At 32.6% G+C, this 24,600-nt stretch carries 23 protein-coding genes; 19 read left to right on the top strand and 4 right to left on the bottom strand.

Going from position 1 to position 24,600, the window contains the following annotated elements; all coding sequences use genetic code 11:
• Positions 1 to 169: 169 nt before the first annotated feature.
• Entirely contained in the window at positions 170 to 1,564 is a 1,395-nt protein-coding gene (locus HMPREF2647_RS10105; RefSeq protein WP_070860028.1) for a YfcC family protein, read from the top strand.
• 118 nt (positions 1,565 to 1,682) lie between these two features.
• On the opposite strand, the gene HMPREF2647_RS10100 is transcribed toward HMPREF2647_RS10105, so the two are convergent.
• Positions 1,683 to 2,867 (bottom strand): MFS transporter, encoded by a 1,185-nt coding sequence (locus tag HMPREF2647_RS10100; RefSeq protein ID WP_017174748.1) that lies wholly within the window; start codon positions 2,865 to 2,867, stop codon positions 1,683 to 1,685.
• A 130-nt stretch (positions 2,868 to 2,997) separates the two neighbouring features.
• Between HMPREF2647_RS10100 and HMPREF2647_RS10095 the strand changes: the two genes are divergently transcribed.
• From HMPREF2647_RS10095 to HMPREF2647_RS10065, 7 genes are all read left to right on the top strand, one after another.
• Positions 2,998 to 3,888 (top strand): LysR family transcriptional regulator, encoded by an 891-nt coding sequence (locus HMPREF2647_RS10095; RefSeq protein WP_017174749.1) that lies wholly within the window; start codon positions 2,998 to 3,000, stop codon positions 3,886 to 3,888.
• A 106-nt stretch (positions 3,889 to 3,994) separates the two neighbouring features.
• On the top strand, positions 3,995 to 4,774 hold the full coding sequence (locus tag HMPREF2647_RS10090) for a (S)-acetoin forming diacetyl reductase (protein ID WP_017174750.1): 780 nt from the start codon (positions 3,995 to 3,997) through the stop codon (positions 4,772 to 4,774).
• Between the two features lie 449 nt (positions 4,775 to 5,223).
• The gene (locus HMPREF2647_RS10085; RefSeq protein WP_017174751.1) at positions 5,224 to 5,463 is read left to right on the top strand and encodes a hypothetical protein; all 240 of its coding nucleotides are present in this window, start codon (positions 5,224 to 5,226) and stop codon (positions 5,461 to 5,463) included.
• A 265-nt stretch (positions 5,464 to 5,728) separates the two neighbouring features.
• Positions 5,729 to 7,432, top strand: coding sequence for an ABC-ATPase domain-containing protein (locus HMPREF2647_RS10080; protein ID WP_070860026.1), 1,704 nt, complete (start codon positions 5,729 to 5,731; stop codon positions 7,430 to 7,432).
• A 367-nt stretch (positions 7,433 to 7,799) separates the two neighbouring features.
• Entirely contained in the window at positions 7,800 to 8,240 is a 441-nt protein-coding gene (locus HMPREF2647_RS10075) for a MarR family winged helix-turn-helix transcriptional regulator (RefSeq protein WP_070860024.1), read from the top strand.
• 17 nt (positions 8,241 to 8,257) lie between these two features.
• A complete protein-coding gene (locus HMPREF2647_RS10070) occupies positions 8,258 to 9,601 on the top strand; it encodes a dihydrolipoyl dehydrogenase family protein (protein WP_070860022.1) in 1,344 nt (447 codons plus the stop codon).
• A gap of 135 nt (positions 9,602 to 9,736) precedes the next feature.
• Positions 9,737 to 10,594 (top strand): ABC transporter substrate-binding protein, encoded by an 858-nt coding sequence (locus HMPREF2647_RS10065; RefSeq protein ID WP_070813089.1) that lies wholly within the window; start codon positions 9,737 to 9,739, stop codon positions 10,592 to 10,594.
• Positions 10,595 to 10,670: 76 nt separating this feature from the next.
• Here HMPREF2647_RS10065 and HMPREF2647_RS10060 read toward each other — a convergent pair whose 3' ends face one another.
• Complete coding sequence (locus HMPREF2647_RS10060; RefSeq protein WP_049419892.1) at positions 10,671 to 11,666, bottom strand: YeiH family protein; 996 nt, start codon at positions 11,664 to 11,666, stop codon at positions 10,671 to 10,673.
• A gap of 113 nt (positions 11,667 to 11,779) precedes the next feature.
• On the opposite strand from HMPREF2647_RS10060, the gene HMPREF2647_RS10055 reads away from it, so the two are divergent.
• Positions 11,780 to 12,601: a LysR family transcriptional regulator gene (locus HMPREF2647_RS10055; protein WP_049414181.1), complete on the top strand. Its 822-nt coding sequence runs from the start codon at positions 11,780 to 11,782 to the stop codon at positions 12,599 to 12,601.
• 70 nt (positions 12,602 to 12,671) lie between these two features.
• Here the strand turns inward: HMPREF2647_RS10055 and HMPREF2647_RS10050 are convergent, their stop codons facing one another.
• Positions 12,672 to 13,358 carry a type 1 glutamine amidotransferase domain-containing protein gene (locus HMPREF2647_RS10050; RefSeq protein ID WP_049419893.1) on the bottom strand — a complete coding sequence of 229 codons (687 nt, stop codon included), beginning with the start codon at positions 13,356 to 13,358 and terminating at the stop codon, positions 12,672 to 12,674.
• Between the two features lie 291 nt (positions 13,359 to 13,649).
• Between HMPREF2647_RS10050 and HMPREF2647_RS10045 the strand changes: the two genes are divergently transcribed.
• The 7 genes from HMPREF2647_RS10045 (at position 13,650) to HMPREF2647_RS10015 (ending at position 20,200) form a co-directional block, all read left to right on the top strand.
• The gene (locus HMPREF2647_RS10045) at positions 13,650 to 14,162 is read left to right on the top strand and encodes a DUF308 domain-containing protein (protein WP_049419894.1); all 513 of its coding nucleotides are present in this window, start codon (positions 13,650 to 13,652) and stop codon (positions 14,160 to 14,162) included.
• A 172-nt stretch (positions 14,163 to 14,334) separates the two neighbouring features.
• Positions 14,335 to 15,531, top strand: coding sequence for a 3M3SH-releasing C-S lyase (locus HMPREF2647_RS10040; protein ID WP_070548079.1), 1,197 nt, complete (start codon positions 14,335 to 14,337; stop codon positions 15,529 to 15,531).
• 16 nt (positions 15,532 to 15,547) lie between these two features.
• Positions 15,548 to 15,955, top strand: coding sequence for a carboxymuconolactone decarboxylase family protein (locus HMPREF2647_RS10035; RefSeq protein WP_049382215.1), 408 nt, complete (start codon positions 15,548 to 15,550; stop codon positions 15,953 to 15,955).
• Positions 15,956 to 16,150: 195 nt separating this feature from the next.
• Positions 16,151 to 16,999 carry an SAM hydrolase/SAM-dependent halogenase family protein gene (locus HMPREF2647_RS10030; RefSeq protein ID WP_049419895.1) on the top strand — a complete coding sequence of 283 codons (849 nt, stop codon included), beginning with the start codon at positions 16,151 to 16,153 and terminating at the stop codon, positions 16,997 to 16,999.
• 16 nt (positions 17,000 to 17,015) lie between these two features.
• The gene (locus HMPREF2647_RS10025; protein WP_049419896.1) at positions 17,016 to 17,570 is read left to right on the top strand and encodes an ECF-type riboflavin transporter substrate-binding protein; all 555 of its coding nucleotides are present in this window, start codon (positions 17,016 to 17,018) and stop codon (positions 17,568 to 17,570) included.
• A gap of 87 nt (positions 17,571 to 17,657) precedes the next feature.
• Positions 17,658 to 19,364 (top strand): ABC transporter ATP-binding protein, encoded by a 1,707-nt coding sequence (locus HMPREF2647_RS10020; RefSeq protein ID WP_049419897.1) that lies wholly within the window; start codon positions 17,658 to 17,660, stop codon positions 19,362 to 19,364.
• Positions 19,365 to 19,366: 2 nt separating this feature from the next.
• Entirely contained in the window at positions 19,367 to 20,200 is an 834-nt protein-coding gene (locus HMPREF2647_RS10015; RefSeq protein ID WP_049419898.1) for an energy-coupling factor transporter transmembrane component T family protein, read from the top strand.
• 51 nt (positions 20,201 to 20,251) lie between these two features.
• Here HMPREF2647_RS10015 and HMPREF2647_RS10010 read toward each other — a convergent pair whose 3' ends face one another.
• On the bottom strand, positions 20,252 to 20,869 hold the full coding sequence (locus HMPREF2647_RS10010; protein WP_049419899.1) for a CadD family cadmium resistance transporter: 618 nt from the start codon (positions 20,867 to 20,869) through the stop codon (positions 20,252 to 20,254).
• 259 nt (positions 20,870 to 21,128) lie between these two features.
• On the opposite strand from HMPREF2647_RS10010, the gene lpdA reads away from it, so the two are divergent.
• The 3 genes from lpdA to HMPREF2647_RS09995 all read left to right on the top strand — a co-directional run bounded on the left by lpdA (position 21,129) and on the right by HMPREF2647_RS09995 (position 24,586).
• Positions 21,129 to 22,481, top strand: coding sequence for a dihydrolipoyl dehydrogenase (gene lpdA, locus HMPREF2647_RS10005; RefSeq protein ID WP_049419900.1), 1,353 nt, complete (start codon positions 21,129 to 21,131; stop codon positions 22,479 to 22,481).
• 41 nt (positions 22,482 to 22,522) lie between these two features.
• Complete coding sequence (locus HMPREF2647_RS10000; protein WP_017174766.1) at positions 22,523 to 23,476, top strand: thiamine pyrophosphate-dependent dehydrogenase E1 component subunit alpha; 954 nt, start codon at positions 22,523 to 22,525, stop codon at positions 23,474 to 23,476.
• Positions 23,477 to 23,545: 69 nt separating this feature from the next.
• The gene (locus tag HMPREF2647_RS09995) at positions 23,546 to 24,586 is read left to right on the top strand and encodes an alpha-ketoacid dehydrogenase subunit beta (protein ID WP_049419901.1); all 1,041 of its coding nucleotides are present in this window, start codon (positions 23,546 to 23,548) and stop codon (positions 24,584 to 24,586) included.
• Positions 24,587 to 24,600 lie beyond the last annotated feature (14 nt).

The raw sequence follows: 24,600 nt of genomic DNA, 5'->3' as shown, positions 1-24,600 counted from the left end.
ATTAAAAAGAAGCCAAAAATGATATAATTTTTGGCTTTTGTTATATAAAACAAAAAGTTTAAAATTATTAAAAATGTAATATTATCATTTTTGTTTAAATAGGTTATGATAAATTATATATATTTTGAGTTTTGATTCATATGTAATGAATAACAAGGGGATGACATAAATGAAAAAGAATAAAACTGGAAAGTTTAAACTAGAAACGCCGCACACCTATGCAATATTAATGTTGATTATAGTAATTTCCTGGTTACTTACTTATATTATTCCTGCTGGAGAATATGCGAGAGAAAAGAAAAACGGACAAACCATAGTTATTCCTGGCACCTACCACACAGTATCTTCAGAACATCTAAATTTTTTGAATATATTTAGAGCTGTCCCAGAAGGATTGATTAGTGGAGGAGAAATTGTTTTTTATGTATTTTTAGTGGGTGGCGCTTTTGGAATTGTCCACAAAACAGGTGCTTTTGAAAATGGTGTAAATAAAGCTATGAGAGTTTTGGGAAAAGCCAACTTTTTAATGATTCCACTAACGATGATCATCTTTTCAATATTAGGTTTTACAATAGGTTTAGCTGAAGAAACTATTATATTTGTTCCCATTGGTATTATTATTGCTCGTACCTTAGGTTATGATGCATTAACCGGTGCTGCCATGGTTATTTTGGGGGCAGCTAGTGGTTTTAGTGGGGGCATGTTAAATCCTTTTACAGTTGGGGTGGCTCAAACAGTTGCTGAACTTCCAATGTTTTCAGGTTGGGGCCTTCGAACTATCATATATCTTTTTATATTAGCAACGGCCATTTCAACTGTAATGTTATATGCTAGTAAAGTTAAAAAAGATAAAACTAAAAGTATTGTGTATCATTTAAAAAAAGAAGAAGGACAAGTTAATCAAGACATCGATTATCAACATTTTAGTAAAAAACAAGCATTTAGTTTAATGATTATTATGGCAACTATCCTCTTCAATATATTTGGTATTTTTAAATTTGGATGGAGTTTCAATGAAATGAGCGCTAATTTCTTATTTGCAGGAATTTTAGCGGGCTTAGTAGGTGGCTTAGGGTTTAATGGTACGTTTGATGCTTTAGTAGATGGAATGAAAAATATTCTATTTGGAGCAATGATTGTTGGTATCGCAAAAGGAATTATCGTACTGTTAGAAAATGGGAAAATCATAGATACCATTGTTCATGCATTGACGACCTTATTATCAGATGTACCAACGTCATTAGTGATTATAGCTATGTTTATTTTACAATTCATTCTTAATTTCTTTATTCCATCAGGTTCGGGTCAAGCATTAACGACGATGCCTTTAATGGTTCCTATCTCTGATTTGTTACATATTAATCGTCAGCTTACTGTCTTAGCCTTCCAATATGGTGATGCAATAAGTAATATTCTATTTCCTACATCAGCAATTTTAATGGGAGCTCTAGCTGTAGGTAAAATTTCTTATACTGAATGGTTGAAGTTTGTATGGAAACCTATATTAATATGGATAATTATATGTAGCGTTGCTATGTCTATTGCTTTAGTAATAGGATATTAAAAAAATCAGGTAAGACTGACGGTTGTCTGAAGTTAGTGAGATGGATGTCTTGAAAATCTTGTGAAAATAACGAAAGAGCGTGTGTTCATGTTAAATGAGCGCACGCTTTTTTTATACATTAACCTTTTGATGAAGTACTGTTTTGATAACGACCATGTACAAAGAAATATAAAATCATTGCAATAATAATTAGACCTGCCATTGCAAGATATAAATAGCGATAGCCCATAAATGGAATGAGTAGACCTAAAATGAAAGGACCCATGCCTGCACCAAAGTCCACAAAGATATAGAACGTTGATGTAGCTAATCCCATCTTACTAGTGGGTGATTGTTGAATGGCAATGGCTTGTGCAGTTGGAACGATGGTTCCATAACCAAAGCCAATAAATGCTGCAGATAGTAATAGTAAAAATGGAGAACTTACTATACTTAAAATAGCTAATCCTATTGCAAAACTTAGAAGTACAGGATACATGACTTTATTTTCGCCAAAATGATCATAAATTTTTCCAGTGAATGGACGTGTCACAAAGGTCACAACTGCAAATACAATAAAGAAGAAACTAGATGCAGTAACTAAATGTAACATTTCACTGTATATTGATAAGAATGAAAGTACACTTGCATAAGCAATTCCTACTAAGATGACGACACATGAAATAGGCAATGCTTCTTTTTGTAAGAAAGCACTGAGACCTTTAGGACGTGATTGTTCTTCAGTAACTATGTCATGATTCATCGGTAATTTTTTAATTAATAAAGTAAAACTAAATGAAACGACAATGCTAATCAAACTGATGCCAAAAATTGAAGAAAATCCTAAATTATTATTTAATACTAGTCCTAAGAATGGGCCAAAAGCGGAAGCAAGCGTCACGCTTAAACCGTAGTAACCGATACCTTCACCTTTACGTTCTTCTGGAATTAATCTAGAAGAAATCGTACCCGTTGCTGTTGAAGAGAAACCAAAGGCAATTCCATGAATAAAACGAACAAACATCAAAATAAGAATACTATGAATTGTAAAATATAAAGCGATAGCTATAATAGAGCCAATGACACCGCCAATGAGCACGTTCTTAGGTTGAAGATGATCGATGATTCTTCCAGCGCCTAATCTTCCAGCTAGCATGCCAATGATAAATACACCAGCTGCTAATCCGCCAATACTTTCTGAAGCATGGTACGTTTCGATTGTGAATTGTGTAATTGTCACAATAAGCATGTAGTGAATTAAATACATAAATAAATTCACAATCGTTACAAAGATAAAGTCTTTCGACCATAAACGTTGCGACATGTTTAACCTCCTCTATTTAATCCTATTTATCTTAATTTATACTTAATTATTATAATATTAGTAAGACTTAATGTATAATTAGAATAATTTAATTTAATATAAGTAAAACTGATATAAAGGAGGAGAACATATGAATTTTGAACAGCTAATATATGTTAAATCAGTATACGAACAAGAATCAATGATTCGTGCAAGTGAACTAATGCATATTAGTCAATCTGCCATGAGTCAATCGATTGCTAATCTGGAAACAGAATTAGGATATTCATTATTTTATCGCTCCAGAAAAGGGACAGTACCGACAGAAATTGGCAAACGATTGATTCCAAAAATATTGGAAATTTTGGAAGCGAAAGAACATCTCATGCTAGAAGTAGAACGTTTACAAACACATATAACAGGAAAATTAACCATAGCCACTATACCAACGTTATTTCACAAACTACTTCCTAAAGTCATTTCTCAATTTAAAGTGGATTATCCAAACGTAGATATTGAAGTTATAGAATCTGACCGTGAAAATATTATAAAAATGTTGAGAAATAATGAGATAGATTTAGGATTAATTGGTAAAAAAGAATCAGATAAAACAATGTCATTAATTCATGAATTTCCTCTTAATTTATCGACGAATTTTAAACTTATTGTACCTGCTAAATCTAAACTTACGTTTAAAGATACTGTTAATTTAGAGGATATTAAAGACTATCCTTTTATTCTCTATGATCGTAGCTTTTACCATCATCATTTGAAAAAATTCGAAGAAGAAAATGGGGAATTAAAAATTGTATTTCGTACGCATAATCCCATCGTTTTATTAAGAACTGTTGCAGAAGGCTTAGGTGTAGGTATGATTTCTAGTTACATGATCGAAGACGAACCCATTTTAAATGACGAATACATTGAGGCCATACCTCTAGGCCATCCTTTTGATTATTCAGTGTATTTTACAGCGATAGTCAATGACAACAGAAAAAATGAAACCTCTTTATTACGATTTATTGATTATTTAAAGAAGTAATCATTAACAAAACTTTGTTCAAAAGTTCACAAACTTTTCATAGTATTTTACATACAAAGTGCTAACATAATAATTGAAAGTTATATTACTTTAAGAGGTGTAGTAAATGGACAATTCTAAAAAAGTAGCACTTGTTACAGGTGCAGCACAAGGTATTGGTTTCAAAATAGCAGAACGTTTATTTAATGACGGTTTTAACGTTGCTATTGTCGATTTTAATGAAGAAGGCGCAAAAAAAGCTGCTGAAGCACTTTCAAAAGAAGGTCAAGAAGCAGTAGCATTTAGAGCTGACGTATCCGACCGTGAAAATGTTTTTGATGTGACACGTAAAGTTGTAGAACATTTTGGAGAGTTAAATGTAGTTGTAAATAATGCTGGTTTAGGACCAACAACACCTATTCATACAGTAACACCTGAACAATTTAATCAAGTTATCGGAGTAAATGTTGGAGGCGTATTCTGGGGCATTCAAGCAGCTTTAGAACAATTTGAAAAATTAGGTCATGGCGGTAAAATTATAAACGCAACATCTCAAGCAGGTGTTGAAGGTAATGCGGGATTATCTTTATACAGTAGTACTAAATTCGCAGTTCGTGGATTAACTCAAGTTGCTGCACGTGATTTAGCTGACAAAGGTATTACAGTAAATGCATTTGCACCAGGTATCGTTGAAACACCTATGATGGAAGGTATTGCTAAAAAATTAGCCGAAGAAAATAATCAACCAGAAGAATGGGGTTGGAAACAATTCACTGATCAAATCACATTAAAACGTTTATCTAAACCAGAAGATGTAGCCAATGTGGTTGGTTTCTTAGCTAGCAGTGATTCTGATTACATTACTGGTCAAACTATTATTGTTGATGGCGGTATGAGATTCCACTAATTTAAACAACAAATATATATTATTATTTTTAAAACTGATACGCACCCCAAAAGTTGGACTTAAAATCTAACTTTTGGGGTGCATTTTTATATTCTTTTAGTAGATACTATCTGCATATTGATGAAATACTTAACCTTATTGTTTTTTTATGTACTAGTCTAATTGATGACAACGTTACCTTTCCTATAAATATAGACCAATAATGATTGGACTCATCGCAATTGTATAACTCATTAAAAATGAGTAATTAGCAAAAATAATAAGCAATAAAAGCTAATACACCTACAAGTAACAAAAAGATTTAGAGACGCAATCAAAGATAAAATACGCTTACTTAGATATTTATTAATGAGAGTGTTTTATATTTTTAAAAAATAATGATATATAGTAAATTTAAATGTAAATATAGTATATAATGTTATTAATATCTTACAGAAAGGAAGACATCAATGAGAATAAACAATATGAATATAGTTTCTGGTATCTTATGTGTATTATCATTTCTACTTGCAGTTTCGATTACATTTACAGATATGTTTTGGTATTTACCTGGCTTTTTTGTCATGCTATTGTCAGTGGTTTCAAGTGTTGTAGGTCTAATGAGTAGCAGCAAAGTATTTAATGGTATCACGTTATTTTTAACAATTATTTTCTTTCTTATTTTTTCAAGTCCATTATTACTTGCTTAGAAAAGAAAACGATTTTATATAATATTAATATGAATGGTAATCTTTACAGCTATTGGTGTACTCGCGATGTTCTTTGTGATTAAGCATCTTTCAGAAACACGGGGTCGCAATTTAGCTAAAATTGAACATGATTTATGGTGACGAACAGATGTTAAATCTGAATAACGTATATATATCGCTACTTCAATGATTTGGAGTAGTGATTTTTTATTTTTTTAAAAAAGGGTAAACATAAAAAAGCAATGTTATGAACGGAGGAATTAAGATGAAACAGTCAAAAGATTTAGAACGATTACTTAAATCTTTAGACGGACAAAAATATGGCGCTTATAAACGAATGAAAGGGATATATCAATTTGATCAATTCCGTCTAGCTATCGATCATGTCCAAGTCGATCCTTTTGCGCCACCTTCAAAAATGCGTGTCATTATTGAGAAACATGAGACTGAAATTCCTAATGAATTATTAGACACTAAAGATAAACGTATAGCGACTTCAGACTTTTTAACTCGAACAGTGGATACCCAGTTAAAACATTTCAATCGTACAGTGAAAGGTTCGGGTAAAAATGGGAAGATCTTTATCGATCATCCAGGACAAGAGATACTCGAACGTACATCTGTAGTGATTAATGATAAAGAGATTGAAATACGTATTGAAGTTGGACTACCGGCAGCTGGACGTAAGATTCTAGGAAAAGCAGCAGCATATACAATAATACATGGCATTCCTCAAATGGTAGAAAAAGCGATACGATATAAAAATTTAAATCAACAAGCATTGAAAGAACAAGTTGTATTAAAACTAGACCAGACCTATATTAGACAACAACTTGAAACAGAGCATTTAGTCGCATTTGTGGCAAATGGTTCAATCTTGCCAAGAAAAAGTGGTGTGTCAGACGCTCCAATGAAAGGTGCCATTCAATTCACAAGTCCTAAGAAATTTGAACATACATTCAATCTTCCAAGTGGTCGGTCAGTCACAGGGATGGCTATTCCACAAGGGATTACACTTATTGTCGGTGGAGGTTACCATGGTAAATCGACACTATTAGAAGCGCTTGAGCGTAGTGTATATGATCACATTCAACATGACGGTCGAGAATTTGTGGTGACTCAACATGATGCAATGAAAATACGTGCTGAGGATGGTCGAAACGTTGAAAATGTCGATATTAGTCCATTTATTGATAATCTGCCAGGAAAGAAAGATACGACACACTTTTCTACAGAAAACGCAAGTGGTAGTACATCTCAAGCCACAAATGTAATCGAAGCTTTAGAAGCAGAAAGTTCATTATTATTAGTCGATGAAGATACATCAGCTACCAATTTTATGATTCGTGATGGTCGCATGCAACAACTGATTGCTCCAGAAAAAGAGCCGATTACTCCATTTTCTAATAAAGTAAAATCATTATATGAAGATTATAGTGTTTCTACTATTCTTATTGTTGGCGGTTCAGGAGATTACTTTGATGTTGCTGACCAAGTGTTAATGATGGATGAATATCATTTAAAAGATGTAACAGAAGAAGCAAAAGAAATTGCGAATACTGACGGCTATAAGCGAGAAATTGATGGTGATCAGTCATTTGGAGTGCTATCTCATCGCATACCGTTAACAGATTCTTTCTCTAAAAAAGGAAAAGAAAAACGTTTTAAAGCAAAAGGATTACATTCTATTATGTATGGTCATGAGCCTATTAACCTAACAGGATTAGAACAACTTGTGGATGATAGTCAGACCAATGCTATTACGGTGATGTTAGATTACTTTAGACGTCATGGTATCAATAATCAGAATTCCATAATTCAAGCAACAAATGAAATGTATCGCTTAATTGAGCATGAAGGATTAGAAGCGCTCTCTCATTTTAATGGACATCCAGGAAATCTTGCCTTACCTCGTAAACAAGAATTTATCGGTACCTTAAATCGATATAGAGGATTGAAAGTGAAATAAAGAGAGCATATCTTATCTTTTTTAGTAGGCAGGTAGTCTTACTTTTAAAAAATTAAAAGTCTGATTAATAGTGAAGCATCTGAATTAATAACGGAAGAATACGAAAAATCACGAAAAAAAGATTAAAAAATAAATATTTACCGATTGGATATAAGTAAACCATGGACTCATTTTCTTTTATTAAAGGAAAGTGAGTCTTTTCTAATTAAACTAGCAAAAGTGTTAGGGGAGTGGAACAGTAAATTTAAAATAAATTCTATTCTACACCTTCAATATTTTAGAAATATTTGGATATTTATCATTTGATTAATCGCGCGCGATTGTTTATACTAAAATAAATCTTGCACGATTGAAAAGAGGTGTTGTATTGGACAAGAACGAGATGACTTTAGCGAATCAATTATGTTTTTCTGCATATAATGTGAGTCGCTTATTTGCTCAATTTTATGAACAACAATTAAGGCCATTTGGATTAACGTATTCTCAATATTTAGTGTTACTGGCTTTATGGGAAGAAGATAATCGAACATTACATGAGATTGGTAGACAACTTGATTTATCAAGTAATACGTTGACACCACTTTTAAAAAGATTAGAACAATCAGGATGGGTCATAAGAGAACGTTCTGAAACTGATAAACGTCAACTGATGGTGACACTTACTGAAAAAGCACACCAACAACAAGAAGCAGTTTTTGAAGCTGTAGCCGAATGTTTACCTTCAAATTTTGATAAAACGAATTATAACCAAGCAAAAGACGTATTAGAACAATTAGAACATGGTTTGAAACAACTCAATAAAAAATAAAGAAGAGGATGAGTTAAATGAAAAAATACGACGTTACATTTATTGGTAGTGGACATGCAGCTTGGCATGCAGCTTTAACATTAAAACATGCAGGTAAAGAAGTAGCAATTATCGAAAAAGAGCGTATTGCGGGAACATGCACAAACTGGGGCTGTAATGCTAAAATCTTACTTGAAAATCCATTTGAAGTATTAGAAGAAGCAACCCACTATTCAGGTATTGTTGAATCACAAGATCTTAAAGTCAATTGGTCAAACTTAATGGATTATAAACATAAAGTGATTGATCCAATGGCTGGTCATTTAAAATCATTATTTGAACAACAAGGTATTGATGTATATGATGGTGCGGGTGTAATCAAAAATGAACATACAGTTGAAGTAAATGGTGAATCTATTGAAACTGAAAATATCGTAGTTGCGACAGGTCAACATAGTAATAAATTACCTATCGAAGGTAAAGAATATACACATGATAGCCGTGACTTCTTATCGATGGAAGACACACCAAAAAGTATCACATTCATTGGTGGCGGAATTATCAGTATCGAATTTGCATCTATCATGATTAAAACTGGCGCTGACGTTCATGTGGTTCATCATACAGATGAGATTTTACCAGGATTTAACCGTAATCATGTAGATAAATTAGTTAAAAAATTAGAAGATGAAGGCGTTAAATTCTATCTAAACGAAAATACTACTGCAGTTAAAAAAGAAGGCGACGCGTTTACACTAACAACTGAATCTGGATTATCAATCCATACAGAATATGTACTAGATGCAACAGGAAGAGTTCCAAATGTTGAAGGTATTGGATTAGAAAATGTTGGCATTCATTACAGTAAAAAAGGTATTGAAGTAGATGAGTACTTAAGAACAAATGTTAAAAATATTTATGCAAGTGGTGACGTTTTAGATAAAACGATTCCTAAATTAACGCCAACTGCGACGTTTGAATCAAACTACATTGCTGCACATATTTTAGGTATGGTACAAGATGAAATTAAATATCCAGCTATTCCTTCGGTACTTTATTCGCTTCCACGTTTATCACAAATTGGTGTAACTGTAGAAGACGCAAAAGAAAATGATCAATATACAGTAAAACATGTGCCATTCGGTAAACAAATGGTATTCGAATATAAGAATGAAACAGAAGCTGAAATGTATATTGTACTAGATGAACATAAACACTTAGTAGGTGCTGAAATCTATGCAGATGCTGCCAATGATTTAGTAAACTTACTTGTATTTATCATTAATCAACGTTTAACAACTAAAGAATTAAGTCAATTGATTTTTGCTTTCCCAGGCGCTTCAACAGGCGTGATCGATTTATTAAGATTAAACATGCTATAGGTAATAATAAAACGGTTAGTCCTTGTGACTAATCGTTTTTATTACGGAAGAATGCTATGTTTAAATTTCTCTAAAATGTAAATAACTATATTGTACGAAAAATGAAACGTCATCTCATTTGGAGGGATTTATATTATGGTTAAAGAATTTGAATCAAATGGTGTTAACGTAGAAATACCAGATGAATTAGAATCAGTTGTTGCGTTAGAATATTCTTTTGTAGAAGCATTAGCTAAATTAGAATTGAATGTCACAGGTATTGCTGATGACAAAGATAAAAATAACTTAGAAGATTCTATTAAACGATTAGTAGGTAACTACACATCTGTTGGTTCACGTTTAGAGCCTGATACAGAATTAATTAAAAAAGCAGAACCACAATTAATACTAGCAGATAAAACAAGACATGAATCAATATTTGAAAAATTAAATACGGCAGCACCAACAGTATTATTAGAAAGTTTTGATGCTAACTATGACCAAAGTATTGAAACATTTAAACAAATTGCAGAACTCGTATCTAAAGAAGATAAAGGCCGTGAACTTGTTGTTCAACACAATGAAAAAGTTGAAGACTTAAGCAAAGATATTAAACTTGATAAAGACTTATCAACTATTGCTGCTGTACCAACACATGATGGCTTATATGTTCATGCATCACATTCATATGTTGGACAATTCTTGCAAAAAGTTGGTTTTAATGGTTCTATTCCTGAAGATATGGAGAACCACCTACCTGAATATATGGGTGCAGATTACTTAAAAGTAGATACAGACCGATTTGCAAGCTTCAATCCAGAACGTATATTGATTATGGTAGATGAAGATAACAAAGCAGATTATGAAAAATTAAAAGAATCAGAAGCGTGGTCAAATATTGAAGCAGTTAGAAATGATCGTGTACACGATGTAAACCGTGAACGTTGGGCAAAATATAGAGGATTAATCGCTTCAGAATTAATCTTAGAAGATTTAACAAACATTGAAGAATAATGATTAAAAAAGCGTGCATTTCAAAATGGTGAAATGCATGCTTTTTATTTTAAATATAAGCATATAACATGTTTACTTATTTAAATATTATAGAAGTAACTAAGAGAGTCACACCAGACAGACAAATTGAAGTTATACATATCACTATGAAAGGTTTAAGTGCTTTTGAAATAACTTCTTTTAAAACGATATTCAATCCTAGAGCAACCATCGCCATTAACATACATACCGTTGTAATAACATTTATAATATTCATAAGTAATGAAGGAATAGGAACAAATGTATTGATAAAAGCCATTATGATAAATCCAATGAGAAAGTAAGGAATATCGATTTTTTGTTGTACTTGGCTTGAGTGTGACTTATAACGCATATACAAAATTAAGACAATGCTTAATGGAATAAGTAAAAACACACGGCCTAATTTTCCAAGTAAAGCAAATGTCATTGCCTCTGGCCCGCCAATATCTGCTGCTAAGACGACATGAGCGATTTCATGCAAACTCACACCTGTCCAAGCGCCATAAGTTATAGTAGGTATGTTAAAAATAGCCTCGATAGCTGTATAAATAAGTGCAAATATAGTTCCAACTAGTGCAATAATACCTACACTTATTGCAATGTCTTTTTCTTTAGATTTTAAGATTGGTGCTGTAGCTGCAATAGCTGCAGCTCCACATACTCCTGTACCAATACCAAGTAGTATAGAGATATCTTGATTTCCTTTAATAATTTGATTCAAAATTAAAGTTAAACTTATTGAAAAGATAATTACGATAATATCAATAAGTAGTAATTTCCAGCCTTTACCTAGAATATCTCCCATATTTAATTTTAACCCATATAAGATAATCGCAAATTTTAATAAACGTTTCGATGCGAACGTAATACCTGGACGAATGTGTTCTGGATATCCCATCACTTGGCGATATAGCATCGCAAAAATGATAGCAATAGCTAATGCCCCAATCGTATGTAAAATAGGAAATTTAGCTAATATATAACTGATCATTGCGATCATAAATGTAAACATAATACCTTTCATAAATGAAGGCTGCGTGATTGATTTCATAGTACTTTCACCTCGATATGAAATCTTAGCACGTTATTGTTATAACGTTAAATAAATAATAAGTATAGTATATATATCAAAAATGTTATATTAGACTTAAAGGAGAATGATGCATGGATCCGTATAAGGTATTAATTGAAGTAATCAAAACAGAAAGTTTTACTAGAGCAGCAGAAAATTTATATACTTCGCAGCCTTCTGTGAGTCGTGATATTAAACGTTTAGAATTAAAATATAATGTTAAAATATTTGAATTTAAATCTCCATATTTAAAACTAACTAGAGATGGCGAAAAGCTATTACAATACGCATTGCAGCGGGAAAGTATTGAACAAGAATTATGGCAAAACTTAACATCGGAATCTGAAATCATCTCAGGCACTTTAACAATTGGAAGCAGTTATACATATGGTGAATATTTATTATCAAAACAGCTTACCAGTCTTATGCAACAATACCCTAAGTTACATATTCATTTACGTGTTAATAATTCAGATTCTGTTATAAATGATATTAAACACAACAGAGTAGATATAGGTATTGTAGAAAAGGAAATTCAAGACAATGTAATAAAATGTAAGAAAATAATAGAAGACGAAATGGTGTATATTTACAAAAAATCGGTTCAACCTAGAATGGATATATGTTTCGTTAGAGAAAAAGGGTCTGGAACAAGGTTTTATCAGGAAGTAGGTCTTTCTGAGTTAAAATTAAATCCATATTTGATAGAAATTAATAATATTAAGATTATCAAACAAATGGTAGAGGCTGGAAATGGGTTTGCGATTATTTCAAAATCAGCAATTCATCCCGAGGATTATGAAAAATTAATGATAACAACTTTAAATGTGAAACGTCACTATTACCTTGCTCAACATGTTGATAAATATATTGATAAAAATATTAGAGCTGTCATTGAAATGATTATGAAGTAGAGTATGTAAAAAAGCTGGATCTTTCTAAGGATTGAAAGGTCCAACTTTTTTATTAACACTGCGGGGTGTCTTATTTATTGTTTTTTAATTCAAAGAATTTTTCAGCTACAGCTTTACCAGATTGTGGGTTTTGACCTGTAATCACATGACCGTCAATAACAGCGAATTGACTCCAGTTGTCACTTTTTTCGTAATGTGCACCACGATTTTTAAGTTCATCTTCTGTTAAGTAAGGAACTTTATCTGCTAAGCCAACTGCTTCTTCTTCAGTATTAGAGAAACCAGTTACAGTTTTACCATTAATAATAGAATTACCTTCACTATCTGTAACATTTAATAGGCCGATAGCACCATGACATACTGAAGAAACTGCACCGTTATTTTCATAAATTTTACGTGTTAATTCTTGTAAATCTTTATTATCTTTGAAGTCCCAAATTGTTCCGTGACCACCTGCGTAATAGATAATATCATAATCTTCAGCACGTACAGCATCTGGTGTAAGTGTACTACCAAGACGTGTCATGAAGTCTTTATCTTGATAATATTTCCAATCTAACTCAGACATCATATCTTCTTGTAGACTTGCAGGATCAATAGCTGTATAGCCACCTTCTGGACTAATATAGTCGATATCATAACCATTTTTGTACAATACATCTGCAAAGTGAACGACTTCACCTAACCATAATCCAGTTGGACGATTCATATCAGGATATTTTGAAACACTTGTAACAACTACTAATGCTTTACTCATTGTATACCTCCTAAATTGTTTACGTAATTCATAATTACCCATTTTTAAGGAGGAATAACACATGCTAGGTATATTTTTTATATTAAAATTATAAATTAATGTGATTGAAAATAATGTTACAAAAATTGTTTAAAAACGTTAAATAGTGGTACATATTAATATACAATTTACCAATTCTATGAATTCGTAAAAGTGGCCTCACTAATCCATCGATTAGTGAGTTTTTTTGTATTCCAATAATAGATAAATTATACTTGTAGTAATCTTTAAATATAAAAAGGAGAGATAATAATGGCCCAAGATAATGGAAAATTAAATTGGTCAAGTTTAATCATTGGTACGTTATTACTAATTATTGCTGTGGTTATATTTAGTAATCCAGTGCAAAACTTTTATACACTTACTTGGCTGATTGGCTTACTCATTATGGTAGGCGGTGTCATTCAACTTTTATTCCGTCGTACGGCAAAAAAACTCGTAGGAGTAAATACAAAATTAATTTTAATTAATGGTATTATCGATTTAATTTTTGGAATTCTTGTTGTATTTAATGTTGGAGCAAGTTCAGTATTCTTTGTATTTATGTTTGCGTTTTGGTTTATTTTCAGTTCGGTTATCGGTCTGTTTACCATATCACAACAACATCAATTACGCGGTTTATCAATTATCGTAAATATCCTAGGTATTATTTTAGGGATAATCTTATTATTTAACCCAATGATGGGTATGATTTTTGTGTCAACATTAATCGCACTTACATTCGCAATCCTAGGTGTGACATACGTGATTGATGGCCTAGCATAATATATTTAAACGTATTAAACTTTAAACTCTTCACTGTTGTAAAGTGAGGAGTTTTTCTTTTAAAAAGAATATCTACTGTGTTGAATGAAAAGTAAAGTTGATATACAGAATATGACGTAAGTATTAGAATGATAATTGATAAAACATATGAACATGTTTAGGAGGAACTATCGTGAATTACAATTTTGATGAAATCATTGATCGTCGTTATACAAATTCAATGAATGTGGAAGGCTATAAAGGTTATCTTTTTGGTAATACAGATACGTCAGATTTAAAAGATAATGATGAACTGATTCGTATGTGGGTAGCAGATATGGACTTTAGTACACCAGAAGTCGTATTAAATGCGATTCGTGAACGTTTAAATAAGAAAATTTTAGGCTACACAAACGTCTTCGGTTCTGAATATTATGAAGCTTTTGTTTCTTGGACAAAGAAACGTTATGGTTTCACTTTTCCTCAAGAGCATCTTGTATTCTCTCATGGTATTGTGGCTGGGTTAATTGAACTTGTAGGTTATATTTGTGATAAGGATGATAAAGCATTAATTTTTACGCCGAGTTATGGCCCATTTAAAATGGCATGTGATAAAAATCATATTTCAACAGTATACTCTCCACTAATCAATCATCATGGATATTATGAGATTGATTTTGACGATGTACGTAAAAAAATAGAGACAGAAAATATTAAATTATGCATTTTTGCGAATCCACATAATCCAACGGGACGTGTCTGGTCAGAAGAAGAGTTAGCCACATTGGGTCAAATTATGAAAGACAATGATGTATGGCTCATTTCAGATGAAATCCATTGTGATATCAAACGTTCAGGTCAATCACATATGCCATTTGCCAAAGCTGTCCCAGATTACGACAAAATCATCACTACTATGTCTCAAAGTAAAGCCTTCAACATTGCAGGTTTGATGTTTTCAAATATCATTATTCAAAATGAATCACTTCTAAAAACTTGGAACACCCATCACTTTGGTACAGAAAATCCTCTAAGTGTGGTTGCCACGCAAGCTGCTTATGAAAAAGGGGAAGATTGGTTACAAGCAATGAATAATTATTTAGATGATAATTTTAACTATTTAGCAGATTTCCTAGAAAAAGAACTGCCGCATGCAGAATTTAAAATTCCAGAGGCGACGTATTTAGCTTGGGTAGATTTAAGCTATTATATTAAAGAAAAAGATATTGATGAATCAATGGCGAAATTCTTTATTAAAAACGCTGGTGTCATCATTGAAGGCGCAGAGCAATTTGTTCATAACGCAGAGGGTCACATTAGAATTAATATTGCAGTGCCTAGAGAAGTGATGAAAAAGGGACTACAAAAAATAAAAGCGGCTTTAGTTTAAATGGAAGTGATATATCATGGCTATTATTGAACCCTCACACATAGGTCATACACCATTTCAACAATTATTAGGTCATCATGAGGACATTATGAAGACGTGGTCAGCATTGAGTGACACACTAGAAAATACTAGTGCTTTAAACGCAGAACTCAAAGAAGAGATACGCCGTATGCTAGCGCAGAAAAATGGTTGCCAATATTGTAAAGCAAAAGGCAAGCCTACCGGGAGTCTAACAGATGAAAAATCAGCAATATGCATTGGATTTACAGAAGTCTATATCAAGCTGGGAGATCAAATACCTACAACGTATACAGAAATCTTAAAGTCTCATTTATCAGATAAAGAAATTGTCGAACTTATTACGTTCATCACATTTACAAATGCCCAACAACAATTTGGTGCGATTATGAAATTGCAACCTTAAATAAAAGGACTCTAGCTTAGGTTAGAGTCCTTTTATAGTTTTAATTTAAAATAATATATAAAGTGAATACGAATTCATATTATTTTTATCGAAATTATATTGACTTTCATTATTTATAAAAGTAATATTTTAATATAATTCTGAAAATTCGGACATAAAATAAGGGAGAAATAAATAGCATTTGGGAGGTTATGTATGGGAAACCATTTAGTTTTACAATCAGATTTTGGTTTGGGGGATGGAGCAGTTAGTGCAATGTATGGAGTAGCATACACTGTGAGTGAAGATATAGAAATTAATAATTTGACTCATGATATTCCACCTTATGATATCTGGGTAGCTTCATACCGTTTATATCAAACAGTAAAATATTGGCCAAAAGACACAGTATTTGTTTCTGTAGTTGATCCTGGCGTTGGAAGCGATCGTCGTAGTATTGCTTGTCTTACTAAATCAGGACATTATATTATTACACCAGATAATGGCTCATTAAGTCATATTAATTATTATGAGGGCATTGAAAAGGTTATTGCAATCGATGAAGTAGTCAGTCGACTTCCTCATTCAGAGGAAAGTCATACATTCCATGGAAGAGATGTTTACGCCTATAATGGAGCAAGATTAGCTTCTAAACAAGTAGAATTTGAAGATTTAGGGCAATCAATTAGTTTAAATTCAATTGAAAAATTAGACATTACTGAAGCTATCGAAAGTGAATCTGAACTTTCTGGAAGTATCGATGTACTAGACATTCGTTTTGGATCGCTATGGACTAATATACCGCTCTCTTATTTAAAAAACGCAAATATTTCACATGGTGATGAATTAATTGTAAAAATCTACCATAAAGAAAAAAGAGTATATCAAAATATAATTAAATTTGTTCGTTCATTTGCTGATGTAAATGTAGGAGAACCATTAGTTTATGTCAATTCATTAGTTAATATTGGGGTTGCAGTCAACCAAGATTCTTTTTCAGATTTATACCACATTGGTACAGGTAATGATTGGACAATTAAATTATCAAAAGCACCAAAATTTTAAAGGAGGAAAATGTTTTATGAAAAATGAAGGTATTTCAGTTAAAACCATTGTCGCTATAGGTATTGGCGCAGCTGTATTTGTAATTTTGGGTAGATTTATCGTAATACCAACTGGATTTCCAGATACGAATATTGAAACAACTTATCCATTTTTAGCATTATTATCTGTAGTATTCGGACCAATCACAGGATTACTTACTGGACTAATTGGTCATGCAATTAAAGATTTTACAATGTATGGAAGTGCATGGTGGAGTTGGGTAGTATGTTCTGGTCTTATTGGTTTTTATTATGGATGGATTGGTAAAAAAATTAATTTATCTTCAGGCCAATTTTCATTTAAAAATATTGTTTTCTTTAATGTGGCACAAGTTATTGGAAATATTGTATGTTGGGCAATTATTGCGCCAATTTTAGATATTTTAATTTATAGTGAACCTGCTAATAAAGTATTTACACAAGGTATTTTGTCAGCGACACTTGATATTATTGCAGTAGGAATTATTGGGACTATCCTTCTAAAAGCTTATGCAGCTACTCAAATTAAAAAAGGTAGCCTTAAAAAAGATTAATTTGAAAATTTATCGAGAAAACATATTGAAATGTTTTCTCGATTTTCTCTATAATCAGTAAATACTAGATAAGGAGAATTTATGTATATGGCCGAACCGATTATTTCATTTAAAAATGTAAATTTTAAGTATCATAGTCAGGCAGAACCTACACTTCACAGTATAAACATTAATATTTATCCTGGAGAAAAAGTATTGGTAGTTGGCGCATCAGGTAGTGGTAAATCAACATTTATCAATTGTATTAATGGTTTAATTCCAAATAAATATGAAGGTGAATTAACTGGAAAAATAGAGATTAAAAGTAAAAATACTAATGATTACACATTTCATGAACGTTCGAATGTCGTAGGAACAGTACTACAAGATACAGATGGACAATTTGTAGGGCTGACAGCAGCTGAAGATATGGCGTTTATTCTTGAAAATAATAATATTTCAAACAGAGAAATGAAAGATAGCGTAAACCATTGGGCGAAAATCGTGGGTATTCAGCAACATTTATCTAAAAGGCCTCAAGATTTATCTGGAGGTCAAAAACAACGAGTTTCTTTAGGAGGTATATTAATTCATCAAACGCCCATTTTATTATTTGATGAACCATTAGCGAATCTTGATCCCAAGACTGGTCAAGAAACGATACATTTATTAGAAGAAATACATCACAAAACAAATTCTACTATTTTGATGGTTGAACATCGTTTAGAAGAAGCTTTAAATCAAACATTTGATCGAGTCATCTTATTTAATGAAGGTAAGATTATAGCTGATACTACGCCAGATCATTTGCTTAAAACTAATCAACTATTAGAAGCAGGTATTCGTGAACCTTTATATGTTACTGTTATGAAATATGCTAATGTACCATTAAAGAATTTAGATAATATTTCGAATAAAGAAAAAATATTAGAGTTTAAAACTGTTCAAAATTCGATACTGTCATGGTTTAACCATATAAAAATTAGAGAAATAGAAAATAGTAATAATGAAACATTACTAAGTTTGTCTAACATTACATATCAATATAATAAACGAGGCGTCAAAGTATTAAATAATGTTAATTTAGATATTAATAATAAAGAAATGATAAGTATTGTAGGTCATAATGGAGCCGGAAAATCCACACTTGCTAAAGCTATATGTGGATTTTTAAAAACTAAAGGTAAGATGTATTGGGAAGACAAACGGTTTGATAAATTGTCTATTAGCGAACGGTCTAGTTATGTAGGTTATGTTATGCAAAATCCAAATCATATGATATGCGAAAAAATGATTTATGATGAAGTTGCATTAGGATTAAGGCTTCGAAATATTGATGAAGAGAAAATTAAAGAAAAGGTTCATAGTGTTTTAAAAATATGTGGTTTGTATTCATTTAGAAATTGGCCAATTGCGGCACTGAGTTATGGACAAAAAAAACGTGTAACCATTGCATCAATACTTGTATTAGATCCTAAAGTTATAATTTTGGACGAGCCCACTGCAGGGCAAGATTTCTATCATTATACTGAAATGATGGAATTTCTTAGTAAGTTAAACCAGCAGGGTAAAACAATTATAATGATTACACATGATATGCACTTATTAGTAGAATACACAGAACGTACAATCGTAGTATCTGAAGGACAAATTATAGCAGATTCAACTCCAATTGACGTTTTGTTAAATAACGAATTGTGCGTGCAAGCTTCGCTACATACGACATCTTTATATGATGTAGCAAGAAAGTTAGATATCCAAAAACCTCAAGAATTTGTAAAAAAATTCATAGAATATGATAAAGAGGTGAGATAAATATGTCTGATTTAAATACATTAGGATATCATCCGGGTACAAGTTCTATTCATCATTTAAATGCAACAGCTAAGTTAGTATTCTTTTTATTAGTTTCTGTTTCAGCAATGATTACATATGATACAAGGTACTTGATTGTAGTAGCTATCATATCCATTTTATTATTTAAAGTGTCTCACCTTAAATGGTATCAAGTAAGTTTCGTGGTGAAATTTATATTTTTCTTTACTGTCTTGAATTTATTTGCAGTGTATCTATTTGATCCTGAATATGGAGTTCGCTTATATGATGAAAGAGATATTATTTGGAATGGAGTAGGACGATTTACGATTACATCTCAAGAATTATTTTATTTATCTAATTTACTATTAAAATATATTTGTACTATTCCTTTAGCTCTAGTATTCTTACTTACTACAAATCCAAGTCATTTTGCGGCTAGTCTGAATAAAATAGGAGTTAATTATAAAATTAGTTATGCAGTCGCTTTAGCATTAAGATATATACCAGACATACAAGAAACGTACTTTAATATTTCTCAGGCACAACAAGCGAGAGGGTTTGAAATGTCTAAAAAAGTAAATTTACTAAATAGACTTAAAGGGGCTTCTAAAATTGTCTTACCATTAATTTTTTCGAGTTTGGATAGGATTGAAATAATAAGTACGGCTATGGAATTACGCCAATTTGGACAACATAAATCGCGTACATGGTATGTAAGTGAACCTTTTAAAAAGAAAGATATTATTGTAATCTTTATAGCATTACTTTTTATTGTGATAGTAATAACATTATTTTATATAAATGAAGGTAGATTCTATAACCCTTGGAAATAACTAAAAATAACTCCCCGTAACGTTAGAGTTAGTGGGGAGTTTATATTTAAATTAGAAGAAAAAGTTCCAAATCGTCTGCAAGGTATGGTTTTCGATAATAATAAATAAACCAAGTCCAATATAGACCACTGCCATTATCCAACGACTGAACTTCTCTACAGTTTCTCCGATTTCAGGAATAGATGCAAGCTTCTGTGCAGTAAACACTAAGACATAGATTAAAATTAAAAAGACGATTAATGTCACAATGAGTTCAGAGACACTTAATGTGACAAAGTAAGGGACAAATAATCCGATGTTATCTGCTCCGCAACTTGCGATCGTCACTAACGCAACCGTGCCAATTAGTTTAGTTAATCCGTGTTTGTCTAGTTCTTGTTTCGCTCTTTTTTCTCCTTCACAATCATCAAAAATAGCTACTTTTAATCCTAAATAGATAGGAATAAGACCAAGTAATCCTAAAATCCATTTTTCAGGCACATAATTTAAGACAAAGGCAAAGAATAAACTTACGACAATCAATGTCACAGATCCTACATATTGACCAATATAAATATTTCTATATTCTTTTTTTGTCTGTGCTCGCGCGAAAAAAATAAGCAAAATAACAAGTAAGTCGACTGCAGTTGCGATATACAATATCGCAGCAGTAATGATAGTTTGAATCATAGTTTAACTGTCCTTTTAAAAGTGATATTGAATAAAGTATAACGCATTTCAAATAAGAATTATATAGATTTTATTTTAAAATTTTCACCAAATTTTTAATGTCTACTTGCATGGAAAAAATAAAAAACAATAAATACTAAATAATTTGAAAATTCAAAATATAAAGTGTAAAATGAAAATGAAGAGATTAGAAAGCGCTTACAAATATCTCTTTATAATAAAATGATAAAAGTTCTCTTACGGAAGGAGGCGTTCATTCATGAGTGAATCATATGATTTGATTGTGATTGGTGCAGGACCTGGAGGGTATGTATCAGCCATTCGTGCCGCACAATTGGGTAAAAAGGTGGCAGTCATCGAAAAATTCAATGCTGGAGGCACTTGTTTAAATGTGGGTTGCATTCCATCTAAAACATTATTAGAACACGGGGAAAAAGCACATAGCATTCAAGTTGCGAATGACTGGGGAATGACGACGAAAGAATTAAATATCGATTTTCCTAAATTTGTACAACGTAAAAAGAAAGTCGTACAAACACTTACGGGTGGCGTTAAACAGTTACTAAAGAAAAATAAAGTAGCTTATATTGAGGGAGAAGCAAGCATTTCAAAAGACTTAAACGTAAAAGTAAATAATGAAACGTATCAAGGTAAAGATATTATTTTAGCGACAGGTAGTAAACCATTTGTACCACCTATTGAAGGATTAGATAACGTCGATTATGAAACAACCGATACATTTTTCGATTTAAAACAACTACCTAAACAGTTAGCAGTGATTGGCGGTGGTGTCATCGCAACAGAACTCGCTTCATCAATGGCCGATCTTGGGGTGAAAGTAACCATTGTTGAAGTGGCAGATGATATTTTACTTACTGAAATTGATGATACACGTGAGTTATTAAAAGCTCATTTAGAAAATCAAGGTATTAACATTATTACAAAGGCGAAAATTAAAACAGTAGATAAAACTAAAATTGTACTCGATGGTCAAGATGACGTCAGCTTCGACACGTTACTTGTCGCGACAGGTAGACAACCGAATACACAAGTGGCTAAAGATTTAAATTTAGAGATGGATGGCAAGTTCTTTAAAGTGGATGACCATTATCAAACAAGTCAAAAACATGTCTATGCGATTGGTGATTTAGTCAAAGGTTATCAACTTGCACATGCTGCAAGTGCACATGGTATTCATGTAGCAGAAACACTTGCTGGAGAACACCCACCACTTGTTCGTCAAGAAAACATTACACGTTGTATTTATACACGACTTGAAGCGGCATCCATTGGCTTATCAGAAGAACAAGCAAAAGAAGCGGGATATGATGTGAAAGTCACACAATCAGCGTTTCAAGGTAATGCGAAGGCGCTCATTAAAGGGGAAAACGAAGGAATTATAAAATTAGTTATTGATCAAACATATGGGGAAATACTCGGCGCCTTTATGGTAGGTCCTCATGCGACAGACTTAATTGGCGAAGTCCTAGGAGTAAAAGCGTCAGAAGGTACCATCTATGAATTATCCGAAATAATTCAACCACATCCCGCATTATTAGAAGCGATTGGCGAAGGTGGGGATGCATACTTTGGTTCTGCAATTCACATGTAGTTATTACACTTACGCCCTATGAAAGATAGGAGGAATTGACAATGAAAATGGAAAAAGAACAAGCACGTTGGATTTATAAAACAATGAATGAAATTCGATTTTTTGAAGAGAAGGTACACAAAATTTTTAGTGATGGTCAAATCCCAGGATTTGTACATTTATATGTCGGTGAAGAAGCCGTTGCCACAGGTGTCATGTCACAACTAACTGACGATGATTATATTACAAGTACACACCGTGGTCATGGACATGCTATCGCAAAAGGTTGCGATTTAAACGGTATGATGGCAGAAATCATGGGTAAACGTGATGGTTTAGGTCATGGTAAAGGTGGCTCAATGCATGTTGCCGAAATTGACAAAGGGATGCTCGGTGCCAATGGTATCGTAGGCGGTGGCTTTGGTCTTGCGATTGGTGCAAGTATTTCAATTATCAATCAAGGTAAAGACAATGTTGCCGTATGCTTCTTTGGTGATGGTGCCGCAAATGAAGGCACATTTCACGAAGGTTTAAACTTCGCTTCAATTTTAAACTTACCAGTTATCTTTGTCTGTGAAAATAACCAATTCGCTGAAGGTACGACACATGACTATGCAAGTGCATCTGAAACGATTGCTGAACGTGCTTCTGCATATAATATGCCAGGCGTACGTGTGGATGGCATGAATGTTTTAGAAGTCTATCAAGCGACACAAGAAGCAGTAGAACGTGCTAAAAAAGGGGAAGGTCCTACATTAATCGAATGTGATACGTATCGTAAATATGGTCACTTTGAAGGTGACGAACAAAAAGTTAAATCACCAAATGATCGTAATGCGGATAAAAATGCCACTGTAGAATTCAGAAAACAAGCGATTGAAGAAGGTTGGTTAACTGAAGAAGAAGCAGACGATATTGAAAAAACAGCTGAACAAGCCGTAGAAGATGCTGTGAAATTTGCGGACGAAAGTGAATTACCAGATGAAGATTCACTATACAAAGATGTTTTTGCATAACAAACCTTTAAAGCACTAAAATGAAGAAATAGATAAGAACGAACCTAACCAGACGAGGAGGTTTTTACGATGAGTGAAGAACGTAAATTAACATTTATGGGCGCGATTAATGAAGCGATTGATCAATCTATGGAGAAAGATGAAAATGTCATCTTAATTGGTACAGACGTTTCAGGTGGCGCAAAAGTAGAACATATTCAAGACGACGATACATTTGGTGGCGTATTCGGTGTTACAAAAGGACTGGCTAAAAAATATAGTCGTAAACGAGTGATTGATACACCTATTTCTGAACATATTACATTAAGTGCAGCTGTAGGGGCTGCTGCAACAGGATTACGTCCCATCGCAGAACTTATGTTTAACGACTTTATCGGATTTGGTTTAGATCCAATTTTAAACCAAGGTGCAAAAATGAGATATATGTTTGGTGGTAAAGCTAAAATTCCATTAGTAGTACGTACCGTTCATGGCGCTGGCGCAAGTGCGGCAGCACAACACTCTCAATCTCTATATAATATGTTCGCAACAATTCCAGGTGTTAAAGTAGTTGTACCATCAAATCCATATGATGCAAAAGGATTATTAATGTCAGCGATTCAAGATGATAACTTAGTTGTATTTTCAGAAGATAAAACATTACTTGGCCAAAAAAGTAATGTGCCTGAAGAACCTTATACGATTGAGATTGGTAAAGCCAATGTCACACGAGAAGGTGATGATTTAACGATTGTCGCAATTGGTAAAATGGTTGCAGTGGCTGAAGAAACAGCTGATCGACTTGAAGAAGATAATGTTTCAGTAGAAGTCATTGATTTACGTTCAGTGTCTCCATGGGATCAAGATACAGTGTTAGAATCAGTGAAAAAAACAGGTCGCTTAATTGTTATTGATGAATCAAGTCCACAATGTAACATTGCTGGCGACGTCGCTTCTGTCATTGGTGATATCGGATTCGATTATTTAGACGGTCCAATCAAAAAAGTAACAGCACCAGATACACCAGTACCATTTGCATCAAACTTAGAAGCGACATATATTCCAAATGCAGATAAAGTATTAGACGTAGCATCTGAATTAGTTGATGACTTAAAAAAGGCTAACGCGTAGGGAGGTGTATCACA

The sequence above is a fragment of the Staphylococcus sp. HMSC035D11 genome, from assembly GCF_001836075.1.
Lineage (GTDB): Bacteria > Bacillota > Bacilli > Staphylococcales > Staphylococcaceae > Staphylococcus > Staphylococcus hominis.
This window is presented reverse-complemented; position numbering and strand designations above follow the sequence as displayed.